General features: G+C 62.1%; 14 protein-coding genes. 3 read left to right on the top strand and 11 right to left on the bottom strand.

Going from position 1 to position 13,333, the window contains the following annotated elements; genetic code table 11:
• From HLH36_RS16675 to HLH36_RS16665, 3 genes are all read left to right on the top strand, one after another.
• Window positions 1-270, top strand: a complete 270-nt coding sequence (locus tag HLH36_RS16675; protein WP_182987438.1) for a hypothetical protein — start codon at window positions 1-3, stop codon at window positions 268-270.
• Window positions 270-3,470, top strand: a complete 3,201-nt coding sequence (gene mobF, locus HLH36_RS16670; RefSeq protein ID WP_182987437.1) for a MobF family relaxase — start codon at window positions 270-272, stop codon at window positions 3,468-3,470. The genes HLH36_RS16675 and mobF overlap by 1 nt, the downstream gene beginning before the upstream one ends.
• A 455-nt stretch (window positions 3,471-3,925) precedes the next feature.
• Window positions 3,926-4,225 (top strand): hypothetical protein, encoded by a 300-nt coding sequence (locus tag HLH36_RS16665; protein WP_182987436.1) that lies wholly within the window; start codon window positions 3,926-3,928, stop codon window positions 4,223-4,225.
• Window positions 4,226-4,242: 17 nt separating this feature from the next.
• Here the strand turns inward: HLH36_RS16665 and HLH36_RS16660 are convergent, their stop codons facing one another.
• The 11 genes from HLH36_RS16660 to HLH36_RS16615 all read right to left on the bottom strand — a co-directional run bounded on the left by HLH36_RS16660 (window position 4,243) and on the right by HLH36_RS16615 (window position 13,311).
• Window positions 4,243-4,497, bottom strand: coding sequence for a hypothetical protein (locus tag HLH36_RS16660; protein ID WP_182973690.1), 255 nt, complete (start codon window positions 4,495-4,497; stop codon window positions 4,243-4,245).
• Window positions 4,494-6,746, bottom strand: a complete 2,253-nt coding sequence (locus HLH36_RS16655) for a type IV secretory system conjugative DNA transfer family protein (protein WP_182987435.1) — start codon at window positions 6,744-6,746, stop codon at window positions 4,494-4,496. The genes HLH36_RS16660 and HLH36_RS16655 overlap by 4 nt, the downstream gene beginning before the upstream one ends.
• Before the next feature lie 541 nt (window positions 6,747-7,287).
• Window positions 7,288-7,656 (bottom strand): hypothetical protein, encoded by a 369-nt coding sequence (locus HLH36_RS16650; protein ID WP_182973692.1) that lies wholly within the window; start codon window positions 7,654-7,656, stop codon window positions 7,288-7,290.
• Complete coding sequence (gene icmT, locus HLH36_RS19620) at window positions 7,653-7,901, bottom strand: IcmT/TraK family protein (protein WP_220791739.1); 249 nt, start codon at window positions 7,899-7,901, stop codon at window positions 7,653-7,655. The genes HLH36_RS16650 and icmT overlap by 4 nt, the downstream gene beginning before the upstream one ends.
• A 46-nt stretch (window positions 7,902-7,947) precedes the next feature.
• On the bottom strand, window positions 7,948-9,069 hold the full coding sequence (locus HLH36_RS16645) for a type IV pilus twitching motility protein PilT (RefSeq protein WP_182973693.1): 1,122 nt from the start codon (window positions 9,067-9,069) through the stop codon (window positions 7,948-7,950).
• Complete coding sequence (locus HLH36_RS16640) at window positions 9,062-9,424, bottom strand: hypothetical protein (protein WP_182973694.1); 363 nt, start codon at window positions 9,422-9,424, stop codon at window positions 9,062-9,064. The genes HLH36_RS16645 and HLH36_RS16640 overlap by 8 nt, the downstream gene beginning before the upstream one ends.
• Entirely contained in the window at window positions 9,421-10,557 is a 1,137-nt protein-coding gene (locus HLH36_RS16635; RefSeq protein ID WP_182987434.1) for a secretion/conjugation apparatus DotM-related subunit, read from the bottom strand. Before HLH36_RS16635 ends, HLH36_RS16640 begins: the two co-directional genes overlap by 4 nt.
• Entirely contained in the window at window positions 10,554-11,489 is a 936-nt protein-coding gene (locus tag HLH36_RS16630; protein WP_182987433.1) for a type IV secretory system conjugative DNA transfer family protein, read from the bottom strand. The genes HLH36_RS16635 and HLH36_RS16630 overlap by 4 nt, the downstream gene beginning before the upstream one ends.
• The gene (locus HLH36_RS16625; protein ID WP_182987432.1) at window positions 11,482-11,919 is read right to left on the bottom strand and encodes a DotD/TraH family lipoprotein; all 438 of its coding nucleotides are present in this window, start codon (window positions 11,917-11,919) and stop codon (window positions 11,482-11,484) included. The genes HLH36_RS16630 and HLH36_RS16625 overlap by 8 nt, the downstream gene beginning before the upstream one ends.
• Window positions 11,920-11,923: 4 nt before the next feature.
• On the bottom strand, window positions 11,924-12,625 hold the full coding sequence (locus tag HLH36_RS16620) for a lytic transglycosylase domain-containing protein (RefSeq protein ID WP_182987431.1): 702 nt from the start codon (window positions 12,623-12,625) through the stop codon (window positions 11,924-11,926).
• The gene (locus HLH36_RS16615) at window positions 12,622-13,311 is read right to left on the bottom strand and encodes a DUF1796 family putative cysteine peptidase (RefSeq protein ID WP_246376991.1); all 690 of its coding nucleotides are present in this window, start codon (window positions 13,309-13,311) and stop codon (window positions 12,622-12,624) included. The genes HLH36_RS16620 and HLH36_RS16615 overlap by 4 nt, the downstream gene beginning before the upstream one ends.
• Between the last annotated feature and the right edge of the window lie 22 nt (window positions 13,312-13,333).

Raw genomic sequence — 13,333 nt, 5'->3', positions numbered from 1 at the left:
GTGACAGACGGTATTCCGCAAACTCCCGAACCTCTTACCTCCCTATCCCGAGGTCAACTCCACATCATCGCGGTGCTGCAGCACCACGGTCAGATTCTGGCCGAGATCCACCAGATGGTGAGCCCGCCTGAGACCCGTGACGAACCTACGCTGCGGGACATCCTGGGGAGGATTGCCGAAGCGCTGGACCGGCAGACAACTGCCTTGGACGCGTTGACCGAACAGGTCAATCGCATCTCGGCGGCTGCGGAAAAAGACGGGCCGGCCTGATGATTACCTATCGGAAACTGACGGCGGCAGGTGCCGGCAAGCTCATTGTTGCCTATCTCCGTGAGCATCAGCTCGAGCCGGGCAAGGACGTACGGTTCGAAAGGGACCGGAGCGATGTGGAGTCAGGAGATCGCCTGAATACCTATTACACCGGTCGGGACGGAAAGGGCGCCTGGGGGCCGAATCTTGGAACCAGGATCACTGACGCCCTTGGGATCGACGTTGGGAAGATCCCAACGGATGAAGCATTGGCCCGTCTGTTCGAATGCAAGAGGGCAGACACCGGCGCGGAGTGGGCGGGCGCTCATGCAACGAGAACCATCTCGGGTTTCGATTTCACCGCGTCCCCCGATAAGTCTGTCACGCTGGCGGCTGAGTTCGCTGCCACCAAGGCAGAGCAGGCTCTGATCTGGCTGGCGATCCACAAGGCGAATGACCGGGCTATGGCATTCATTGCCAAGGAAGTCGGCGTTGCCCGACGCGGCAAAGGTGGAATGTCCTATGTGGAGGCAGGTGAAGTCGCCTGGGTCTCCTTTCGCCATTATACGGCCCGACCAGCCATGAAGATCCAGGACGGCCCGAACGGCGCAACTGCGGCAGTGGAGATCCCTGTGCCGGGAGACCCGCAAGCGCATATCCACAACATCATGCTCAACGCCGTTGCGACCGAGAGCGGACATCTGGGCTCCCTCGATAGCGCGCGGATCACGAAGACGACCTCGTTCATGTTCGGCGCCTATTTCCAGGCCGAACTGGCGCGGGAGTTGCGGGGTCTTGGCATCCAGGTGAGCGTGGACAAGAAGGGACGGGCGATCGTCATCGACGGTATTCCCCAGGAGGCGAAGGAGCTCTTCTCAAAGCGCAACAAGCAGGCGTCGCAGATGGCGAAAGCGTACGCGAAGCGCCAGGGGCTCGACTGGAATGAGATGAGCGCCGCGCAGAAATTCTCCATCCTCCACACGGCAAATCTCGCCTATCGCTCGAAAAAATACGACGGATCGAACGATCGCGAGATCTGGCGCGAGCAGGCGACCGAGATCGGGTGGCACCATGAGACTGTGCTGACAGACGCCGCTTACGGAGAACGGAGCGACGCACAGCGCTTCGACATGGCATATGGCATTGCGGCGGACTTGCTCGCCAAAGAATTTGCGACCGCGGCGGTGATCGACCGCGACGCTTTTCGTACCCATGCCGCACACGGGCTCATCGCAGCAGGCATTCGTGAACCTGAGGACGTCGAGCGGGTGGCGGACTTGATCGAGGCACGGGGCATCCAGATCGACGGGAAGCACGTTGCTTTCATCAAAGAAGAGCAGGAAGGGCGTGTCCGTGTCGCCACGACGGAGCAGCTCCGGGTGGAGAAGGAAATGGCGCGGCTCGCTGCGGTCTCATCGAGGACGCGGGCTGGCGCGCTCTCCGAAGCAGCCCTCGCGGCCGCGATCGAGCGATCTGGGCTCGATTTCGATCGGGAGCCCGAGCACGGCCGGGCCCAGCTTGCTGCGATAAGATGTCTGGGTCTGGCCGGAGGGCTCGCCTTTCTGACGGGCGTGGCAGGTGCCGGCAAAACGACGCTTCTGCGTCCTCTCGTCGACGCATGGCATTCGGACGGCCGTCGCGTCGTTGGAACTGCCATTGCGTGGCGGCAGGCCGAGGCCCTGAAGGACGCCGGGATCACTGAGTGCTACGCGCTTTCCCCGTTGCTCAAGCGGATGGCCTCGGGCGAACTGGTCCTCGGAAAAGATAGCGTTCTGGTGATCGATGAAGTGAGCCAGGTATCGCCCCGGCAGCACCTGCAACTCCTGGAGTTTCAACAGGAGCAGGGCTTCGCGCTGCGTATGCTGGGCGATCGCGAGCAGGGCCAGGCCATCGAGGCCGGCGACGGAGTCGAACTCATGATGCGCGTTCTGCCAGCGGAAGCTCGGGCGGAACTGCTTAGTACGGTGCGCCAGAAGTCCGCTCGGGGGCGCGAGATCGCCGGGCATTTCCGGTCCTCGGGTCGGGACTTGTCCAAGACAGAGGATGAACAGCGGCAGGCTGACACCGCTCGCGCGCGGGCGGCAATCGACATGAAGCGCGAGGACGGCACGATACGCCTGGTCGGCGGCGATCATGACCAGGTCGTCGCGCATATCGCGGACCTCTACTTGCGCCGCCGGGATATCCTCATTCAGGCCGGTATGACGCGCGGTATCACCATGTCCGCGCCGACAAACGAGGACGTCATGGATTTGAGCCGTGCTGTTCGCGAGAGGTTGCGTGCGCGAGGTGAGATTGGCCGCGAGGAGATCGTCAGGGCGGCTATCGATCAGCGCGGCGAGATATACGATCTGCCAATTTCTGTAGGTGACCGGCTCCGCCTCTTCAGCAGAACGCACGCACAGGTCGCGACGCATCGAGGCGCGAGGTGGCGTGAGTTAGGATCCAATGGTGACTTCGTGACGGTCAAGGGATGGTCAGACGAGGGGATCGTGTTGGAGAACGCCAAGGGACGGGTGGGATTGGTGCCGTGGTCCCGCCTGGCCGATAAGGAGTCCGGGCGGCTGCGCCTTGGCTTTGGCCACGCGATGACCCACGATTCCGCACAGGGGATCACCTCGGACGAGCACGTAAACGCGATGCCGCGCGGGTCGGCCGGGGTCACAGGCTTTACCACCTATGTGGGCGAAAGTCGGCACGTCTATGCGTGCTGGACCGTGGTCGCGGAAGGTGCTCTGAGGGAAGCCGAAACATGGGCCCGACCGCTTGGTGATATTCGCCCCATCACGACGGAAGACCTTTATACCCGTCTGGCCGCGGATATGGGACGCCACCCATACAAGTCCCTCGCCGTCGATCTGGCAAAGGCTGATCTGGCAGCCGATGAGCAGACGGCGCGCTGGATCCGGCAGTCCCATGAGAACGAACGCGCGCAACAGCGTGGGCAGGAACCTGGGCGCCAGATCAGACGCGAGATTGACGAGCGTCCGGTTCACGGGATCAAACCCGAGCAGTGGGATGACGTCAGTCGAAAGCTACGGAAGGCTGGCTTCGCCACCCAGGCGGCTCTGGACGCCGCTCGCCGATTGAACGAGAGGCCGCTTCGATCCGCACACCGTGGCCCGAACAACGCTCCCCCGCCGCCTTCGCCGGCGCACTCACATCCGGACCGCGATAGGGGGGCCGCCTCCAGGGTTCCATCGGCCGACCGCGACCTTTAGGCTCTCACGAGGTCCAGCGAAGGGAGCGGAACATTGGCTGAAGGACGTAACCAGGTATTCTCACCGGCTGACGTGCACGAACTCGCAACATGGCTCTTCTGGCTTCGGGTCCGCTCAGTCGGCGTTGCCGCATGCAAAACCGAGGTGATTGAATCGCGTGGCGTCTCGCTTCTGAACCGAGAGAACCTCGAATTCGTCCTGCGCGCAGACGTGAATCAGAAAGTCGGGGAATGCCTTACCGATCCTGCCCACGCCCAGGACCTAGTGACGGCGGCTGCTTCTGAAGCTTATGCCTACTGTTCCGGAGACGCCAACTTGAACGGTATGGTCTACGCCGACGAGGCTATGGGCGGCCGTGATCTGTTCGCCGGGCGTTTCCCTTACCCAGACCTTCCCGTTGCGCCCATCAATATTGAAGTGGTGGGGGCCAGCATTCCCACAATGGGCAACTGCTGGTGCGCACCCCGCTGCCGGCGGCTGTCGCCGTGCGGACGCCTGAGGTTCCTCCGCTCTTCTGGGTCCGGGACACCACGGCCGCCCTGGGGAAGGCATATCCGGTCCTGTTCATGAAAACCGGCGTGGCGCAGCTCGCGCAGGACCTCTGGTGCGTTCACGGGTATTGCAACATTCCTGTCCCCACCTTGGACTGGGGAGATCGGTTTTCGCTCGTGATTCCCAACGGCATGTTCTCATTGGAGCGGCATGTGTTCACGGGCGATGCCGGCATTATCGAAGCGCGCTACGACTGGCGCTGAATGCGCCGGCCGGGCCGCTATGAGTGACCTGACGAACGCAATCTCCGGGCGACGACACTGGCGGCGTTTCTGCCGCCTCGACTGTCGCTGGCCGAAGACGGGATGATGATCACTGCCTTCGGATTCTCCATCGGGAGTAGACGAACGTGCTTTTTGGTTTCCACCACGTCGAAGCCGAAGGCGCGCAGCCGGCGGCGGAGCGCCGCCGTCATCTTGCGATAGCCTCGCAGCATTCGCCGAAGTTCTGCGACGCGATCCACATCCTCCTTCATGCGGCGCCTGAGCGGTGCTTGTGCGTAACTCGCGCGTGAAGGTTGAGCGCGTGGACGATCCTGCCTTTCGCCGTCGCCTCCGACGCTCCCATGGCCATTTCAAAAGCGACCAGTTCGTCGCAGAGCGCCTGGTCGACCGAACGATCGAGCGGCTCCTTCGTCTCCGGCGTTTGCTCCGCCGGTTGGATCAGATTTCGGAATAGCCCCGCAAATGGGTCTGGAGCAGGTCTGATTTCCTCCCCGTTGAGTGTGAGCAGGTCTTCCGCGTCCTGAAGAGGTGATGCATCCTCGCCGACGATGATGGCCAGGCGCGAATACAACGCCCTGAGACCGCCGGTGAGTCCCGGCAGGCGGTCCGGTTCGACAAGATCCGCCCCTGCCGCAAGGTGACGGGCAACGCTCTCTACTACCGGAGATGAAGACGAGACGAGGCGCTCAGGCACAGGGGGAAGCGTCGGGAAAACCCGGTTGACGCCCTCAGGGCGGACGCCGGCATAGAAGAGTCGTGCATAGATGCGTCGTCCGCGGAACAGGATGATGGCCTGCCCCTGCCTCAGTTTCTGGATGTCGCTCCACGACACCCTTTTTACCTCCCGGATATCGGCGCGCTGCTGGTCGGCGTAGAGACCCAACGGGGAAGAGTTGTCGTAACCTGGGAGCACCGTGACCGGCATTGTGCCCCCGGATTCCTCGATCCACTGCCGGGTCGGACCTGCGTCCTCGACGTTCATGAGGATCTTGAGTTTCGGGTTCCCCAGAAGGGGCACGGTAAAGTCGCGACCGAGGGTCGCATAAAGCGTGCCGACCTCTTGGAACGAGATGAGGAGGAAGACATTCAACTCTCGGCCGAGTGCCATCATGGAATCGATACCTCGGGTCGCGAACTGTCCGACTTCGTCCAGGACCATCGGATACGGCACTTTTGATGAGGATGGTCGGTTGGCAACGAGGTCCTCGTAGTCTCCCTCGATCGACGTACCCAATGCGGCGGCGAGCGCGTACCGAAGAGCGGTGATAACTGCTTTGCCGAGCGCGCGGTTCGTATCGGGATGATTTTCGAGAGACGGCAGAAGAACGACGAGAATTCGCCGATTGTATATTATGTCGCGGAAGTCGATGTCACCGACATTACAGCCGAAGACATGGCCGAGAGTCGACGACATCTGAGTGAACGTCTTGCCGAATCCGCCGACGACGTATGAGTGCTGCTCCCGAACCTTGTCCTGCTCGCTGACGTCTTTTTTGTCCGAAAAGCCGCCTGTCTCGCTGACGTAATCCCTTACCGGGTTGAGCAACGAAGTGGGGAAGTGTTCCGGGAGTATGGTCTCACACGCGACGCCCTGATCCGCATCGTAATAGCTGAAGCGCCTTTCGCTATACAGTAAGCGCAGCCGGTCAATATCGCTGAACATTGTCCGGACAGTCTCTGCGGTGATGGGAACGCCGAGATTGTCTCGGACCCACACGAAGACGTAGGCCATGCCCCGGATGAGCGATTCAGCACGGTTGCGGAAATGGTCTGAATTTCCGCCGCCACCCTTGCTTTCTTCAGGAACGAATAGCGTAAGAAACAGTTCGGTCATGCCCTCCGCATTGACCGATGCAAACATGTTCCAGGTATTTGTGCGCCGATCTCCGCCGGAAACCATCAGGTTGATGATCCGGACGTTCGCCTCCTGGCCCCAGCGCCGGGCCATTGCCATGATGGTAAAGGGGAGGTTGTTGCTCGCCTTGCCGTCGACGATCGTAAAGCCGGTGCCTTGAGCCAGAGCATTGCACAGCAGGCTATAAATCAGTTGGGTTTTGCCAGATCCGGTTGCGCCTGGCGCAACTCCATGCATCGTCAGGTCATTGCCGGACAGCCAGATTTGCTGGCCGGTGACTTCGTCCCAGCCGAGTAGCCAGTCTCCGGTAGGGGGGCCCGGAATCTCGACACCTGGTCTTTTCGGGTCGGGCACCGGGTTCCCGTAATCCTTCCTCCCGGCATTCGCCGGCAGCCGCAGCGGAAGCGTCACCGGCCTTGTCATGACGTAAGCGGCGTATGCAGCCGCCAACGGGAGTGTCAGTGTGGTTAAGGCGGGCACCACGGCCGTCAGGATCGCGAGTGCGACGAGGCCGACGGCGGAAAAGCTGGTAGTGAGAAGTTCACCGACATGCTGAGAGAGGCGTCGGGTGTCGCGATAGGACAGGCCACCCGCTTGCTCGTGAAAGTCCTGAGGGCCGTCTATCTGGCGGCGGATGACGGCCATCTTCTAGTCAAGTCCGAACGCTGCGTTCGGCCCTCCCGGGTTCGGCTGACCTGGCGGGACCTGACGGATTGTCGGCGGGGGAGTGTCCGTCGCGGCGTTTGGCCCCCGTATAGTCTCCCCTACGGTTCGACGAGCAAGCGATGCTGAGTCCGCGGAGCTACCGTCATGCGCAGAGCCCGTCGCCCAATGCCATGTCAGGCCGCACACAAGCGCAAAGAGACTGGCCGATACAAGAGTCCTCAGTCTTGGCGGCGCAAGCACGCGAGACGGGTCTGTGCGTATCGTCGACGGCGGAACGGCCCAGTCGCCCGGGAGAGGAACAGCGGCGCTGCGGCCGTTCTCCCTCTCGACCGGCGAATGGGCGCGGTCCGGCGTCCGCTCGATTTTGACGATTGTCGCGTCGCCGTTCCGTTGGATGGTCACGACTGCTTCACTCGACGGGGCAAGAATAATCATAGACACCTCTCCGCTGTCAGAATTCCAGCGTAGAGACCCCGTTTGTAACCTCAGATTCTTCCCGTCCGCCCGGGGGCGGCAGGTGTCACCCCGCGACGCGCATGGCCTCGCCGGCAAGAGCGTCGAGAGTGATTACATGGTCGTCAGCCAGTCGCTGCAGGACGGCGTCGATCGCCAGCAGCGCGATCGCGGCAGGGACGTGGAAAAGACCGATCAGCCGATGACCTGTCAGACTGATTTCGTCCGGAACGATATGAAGGCCGAACCCGCTGCCGGCAGTGTCCTGCCGCCATAATTCCTCTGCCAGGCGAAGGAAGACGGGAAGGAACATATCCGGCTGGCTGATGCGCCATGACGGAATCGTCTCGAGGCCCGGTATGCCGGTTTCAAATCGATAGCCTCGCGCGTCGAGCATGATCTGAAGAGCACGCGCGAAATCGTCCGGATCGGTCATGCGTAGGCCCGCTTCTTCCTGGAGGGAAGACGGGGGCGTCGGGGGCCGCACACGATGACACGGAACATTCTCCAGGCAACCGGTAACGTCAGCCCTAGCCATGCGAGAACGGCGAAGAAGACCACTCCAGCTACAGCGGTTATCAGCGTCCACAGACGCATGTGGACAAGGAAGAGAAGCATCGGAGCCATTGCCCGAGCATCGACAATGAACAGCCGAACGGGGTCGGCCGAGAAGCGCCACATTTAGGAGTTACCTCCGGAAGCGAGTGCGTTTGTTCCCTCAGGCATTTCATTGCTCCTGTTGCATTGCTGCCGCTGCCACGGCTTCGGAAATCCGGCCGGCTTGGAACGCCTTCGTTATCGCCTGCTCAAATGTCTGGCCGTGTTTGTGTACAGCTTCGCGTGTCAGCCGCGGCCACTGGTCACGAGGGGCGTCAAGCAGCGTGTTGCGGATGGCGCGGTTCACGGGCAGGAACTCACGGATCGGCGTTCGCTTCCCATCAGTAGATGGCAGCAACCTCTGGTTCACCAGCAGCCGGAGGTTTTCCACGAAGGAGATGGTAAGATTGTCGCGCTGGTCCCCTGGACAGAGAGCGGCGACGCGACGGATGGTGGATTGGCAGTCGAATGTGTGCAGCGAGGACGTCAGGCGGTGCCCTGAAATGGCTGCCTGAATAGCACTCTCCATCGTGTCGCTGTCGCGGCACTCACCCACTACAATGTCAGTGGGCTCGCGGCGCATGGCTGCGCGGATGAACTCTCCAAACGTCGCAACATCGCGGGGAACCTGGCATTGCGAGATTGTCGAGTTCCTGCGTTCAACCAGATCGTAGAGAAGTTCGAGCGGCTGCGATCCCTCGATTATGTCACAGTGGATGCCGGGATCTTCCAGGCGTGCCCGGTTCACTCCACCCATCAGGGTCGTCTTGCCGGACCCCGTGGCGCCGCAAATAAGGTACATTCCCCGGTCTCCAGCGAGTGCCTCCATCAATGCCGGCTCGACGTCCTGTTCGGACAGCGGCCGCGGTATGTCGGCGAGCGGTCGGAAGGTCATCGAGATACCGGTCTCCGAGCCGACCTGAGTACCGATGGCATTCAGCCGGAAGGAGTGCCGTCGCGAACGTCGATCGAGACGGATTGTGTGGCTCAGATCCAGGGGCGTGCCCTTGCGGAGTTCAGCGACGCCGGTCGCGGATCGAAAGACGTGGGTGACCGCATCCTCCACATCGAGCGGAAGGCTCGCGTCGCGGGTAACCTGCCGGTTTCGGCCATGCACCCGTATTGTAACAGGCATCTTCGTTTGGATTTCGATGCGCGAGGCCTCTTCCGTCGCGCACCACACAAGGAAACGGTCCAGATTCTCGCTTCGCAGGTGGCTTCCGTCCTCGGGCCAGTAATTGTCTTCACCCATCGCCGCGCTTCCTCTGGGGCCCCTCAACGACCCTGATGACCCGGCGATGCGCACGGATGAGCGACTGCGGGAGTTCGGCGCGGGCACGTTTGGCTCCTCCGCCGCGTAGCGCCGTCATGTAGGCCTGTATGGGCGTTCGGAGAGACGCAGGGGCTGCTGATACGTCATAGCCAAAATAGACGTCGAACCTCGCGGCCTGGTCCAGTTGAGGGAGTACGGTGACCATCGCCGCGTCAAGATGCGTATCACCCAGGTTGTACCGGCGGACCACCCATTCCCTAAGCTCGAGGGCGGCCGTCCTGGCGGTGATGAACAGAATCATGAGGTCGGTCGGCGGAGGGGGAGGCGTGATCATGGCTGGTCTAGTGCGTGGAGGATTGACGTGAAATCCGGCTGGACGAGCGGGCTTCCCGCTCGACACTCTGCGCCCCAGTGCGCGATGGCGGCGGCTGCCTCAGCGCATGGTGCGATAGTCATGTCATGAGCCGGCCGGCCGTCCCGGGGATAGGAGGCAGCCGCAAGGACCAGCCACAGGTTGCGATCCACGAGCTGCACAGAGGCAAAGATGCCCGGGTTCACGACGCCGGAGCGGAGGCGTGCTTGTTGCATGAGCGAGAGCAAGGCGGGCCGCGTCCAGGCATGCTTGCCTATCAATGCGAGCGCTGTTGGGAACCTCTCCTTCGAGAGGCGCCGATCAATAGACCGGACATACCGTGCGGGCAGCGTCGCGAATGCCGTCGGGGCTCCCTTCAGCCGTGGGTTCGACAGCGCCCTCGATAGCTCCTCAAGGGCCGCCAAAGCTTCATCCTTTCTCCGCTGGTCAAAAAGGGCGAACACGAGGAACAACGTCCGCTCTATCGGCGAGAATGACGTCAAGCTTTTCAGTTCGTGACCCAACTGCGACCTGAGGGCCAGGCTGCCTTTGATGAATCGCTCATGTCGCGTCTCTCCCGTCATGTGCCGCTCGCGCCATTCAGAGGCACGTAGTGCCGGGTCCATCGGGCGTAGCGGCTGGTTCGCCGGCGCGGGCTCAGTGAGCTTGGTGCCGCGCCCGATCCACGCCAATCCAAGCGGGTGGATCCGTGCAAGGGTGGCCTGCATGCCATCAAGACCGAAGCGTCGACGGTAGCGCTCGCGGGGAGCGCGCGTGAGGCACAGGAAAGCAAGAGCAACAATAACGGGAATGGCGACCCAGCGTAAAACGGACCCGGTAATGGTGCACAGTGTCCAGAGCGTTCGGGCGGAGACATGTTCCGGATCTGCGTCGCGGAGGTGCTCCCGTAAGGGATCGAATTGGTGCGTGAAGGCTCCGATGGCCTCCAGTTCCAGCGCCTGCACCGCCAGTATGGCGGTGGCCATCTGGGTATGGAATTTCCACCACAGAAAGAAGGAGAGCAGCGCAGTGCCGATCGTCATCCCGACGAACAGGCTGCTCAGGCGCTCAGGATCGAGGGTTCGTGTGCCCGCGTCAGGGGTGAAGGGCTTCATTGCGCGTCTTCCGTCACACGCCAATGCGCCCGGTTCGCGTCGAGGCCTGGCTGCATTCGAATTTTCAAGTCGTCATTGCTGAGGCGCATGATGTCGTGCCCACCCTCGACGTCTACATGCCGGTAGCTGATCTCGGGCGGCGCAACCTTTCCGGCACGGAGTAAGAGTCGGTAGCGGGCCATTCCCATCACGTCACGTTCGAGGCGGCCGAGATCCGCGAGGAAGATATCGACGGCCTGCCGTTCGCCTGAGGCCCAACCGTAAGCGAGCCCGGTTTTCCAGATTTCCACCTCGTGCGGCGTGCGCGGACGCAGAACGTCGGGAGGGGGGGCGACGGCGCCGACGGTGCGGACAAGCCACGTCCTCCATTGGGGCACGGCGGAGACGAGGCGGGCTTCTCGCGTGATCTGGTAGACTGTTGCAGTTTCACGCGCCGTTTGGCCTGTCGGATCGAGAGCAAGTGCCATTTGCGCTTCAGTGACCACGGGCGGCCGAAGCAGCGTCTGCCCGTTGCCGGCGGGAAGTACGAGCGTGCGGAAATCGATCTTCCGATCGAGGATAGGCGCGTAGCGGCGGAGCATCTCGTTGATTGCGAATGACTCTGCTGCTCGGCCGCCCTGTGCGCCGGCTGCCCATGCTGCCTGACGAACGGCCTCGTCCCGGTCGTGGCCCTCCTCCTTTTTTGGGGAGTAACCGGGCCGGATGGCCATCAGCGCTTCAAGGGATGGCGGCCGATCGACGTCCGGAATATCGGGAGCTTCGGAAGCTCCCGCGATCGGCGTGTCGATCGCGTTGGCAGCCGCAGGCACCGTGGCCGGGATCTGAGGCACCGGGCTCTCGACGGGACCGTCGCTCTGCGCGGAAGCGTGCGCGGGATACGCGCAAAGGGATGCAATGAATAAGCCAATAGCGGGACGGAGTGCTTCACGCATGCCAAATCACCCTAAGAGTATGGTTGGGGACGTCCACCTCGATTACTGCGCGCCCGGCAGACGCGGCGGCGATTTCGTCCAGTAGACCGCCAATCGTTGTGTCCTCACGGTCAATCCGGACGGTCGGCACAGCGGATGCCGCAGGAATGTCGGCTTGATAGCCCAGTCGGTTTGCGATCATGAGGACTGCTCGATCGACCGGACCGCTCCAGTGCCAGTTCATCGGGCGGTTCATCTCGGCCGGGAGAACAGAGCCCGCCCGCACCATGGGAAATCGTACAGCCCCGACCTGGTCGAACGAGTTGAGAATGTGGGCCATTCCTTGGTCGACCGTAGGTGTGGGCTCGCTTTCGCGCGGAGCGCACGCCGAAATCGACAGAAGGAAGAATAAGGAGATGGGAGAAAGGGAGCGTGGTTCGCTGCGTCGCATGACGTCAGGATGGTCCATGTGATTGTGACTGCGCGGCGATGGATGCGTTCCGCCAGACCTTGCGCTGATAAGCCTGGTTGAGCTTCGGAGTGCGGGAATTGTAATTCCCTACGCGCCGCCAGAATTCTCCTGGCTCGGCCGGCGTATGACCGTCAAGTTCGCGGGCGAGGATCCATGCGCCGACATGGAGATTCAAGCACCCGTCGTTGATGAGTTCGTCGCGGGTGATCCCGAAATGAGCGAGTTCCGCGAGATGGGTTGAGTTCACCTGCGCCGGCCCCATGTCGTACGAGCCGTTTGGATTGCGGGAGATGCGTCCAACCGCGCCGCCCTCTGTCAGCAGGATAGCGCGGAACAGGACTTCCGGAATGTGGTAGTGGGCTGCGGCGCGGGTAACGCAGGTGGAAAGGGCTCCAGGCAACGGCCTCGCGGGCGGAGGAGCTTCGTGTTGATGCGGCTGCCCCCCATGGCCGCCGGCACCTGCCCATGCGAGAATCCACGCGCCGGCGGCGATGTTCATGCAAACGTCGTCCCGAACCAGTGTTGGGTCGAACCCTGCGCGTTCGAGAATAGGTAACCAGCCGGGATCGATGCGCATCACGCCAATCCCCCTTTGTCCGGAGTTTTCCACTACGTGGGCGATGATGGCACTCGGCACATGATATGCGTCGGCGGCGACGGCAGCGCATGGCGGGAGATCCGTCATTGAACGTCCGTCAGGTCGAAGTGATACTGGTAAATCAAACGCAGGATCAGGAGCTCGTCGAGGACGTCGGGAAAGTACCCCAGCGCACTCTCGTCGGACGCTGGCCGAAAGTCGTAGAGCCGCGATCTGCCTCGCCGCTGAACCAGTTCCATGCCGACGCTCTCGCCGGCAAGGCGGGGGGATTGCAATTGCACCGCCAGAAGTTCGGCGTTTGGGCACTCGCGTTCAAGAAGATCCGTCAGGGGCTCAAAATGCCAGCCGATTGGATTCGAGGGTCTCGAAATCATAACGAATAGCGTGGCCTCGCGGGCCGCCATAATCCCTCTGAAGCGCGCGATGCGCCGCGCAAAGGACTCGCGGGTCGAGGCGGAGGTCAGGTCGGCATGGGGAAACATGTCGGACAGGCCGAAACGATCTCGATAGGCGGGGTGGGCCTGCCCGGCCGGTGGCATGAAATCTCGGAAGTCCGTCTCGAGGACATGCAATATCATCCCCGGCGTCGAGAAGATCCAGTCGAACGGCAACGCATATCGCCTGAGCTCGGCGGCGCGGAGAATGCCTGCTGCGAGACAGTGAGTCCCGAGGGGTACGATGTGGCGCACCTTCCTGCCGTTAATCGAGCGTGTACCGTAATCCGGCATTTTGCCTGAGCGCCGATGCTGATACCGCGTCAGCGACGTCCGCATGGAAAGAAGCCATGCTGGGGTG

Origin of the sequence: Gluconacetobacter aggeris, assembly GCF_014174395.1 — a bacterium.
Lineage (GTDB): Bacteria > Pseudomonadota > Alphaproteobacteria > Acetobacterales > Acetobacteraceae > Gluconacetobacter > Gluconacetobacter aggeris.
The sequence above is the reverse complement of the archived record's forward strand: the minus strand, read 5'-3'. Positions and strand labels throughout refer to the sequence as shown.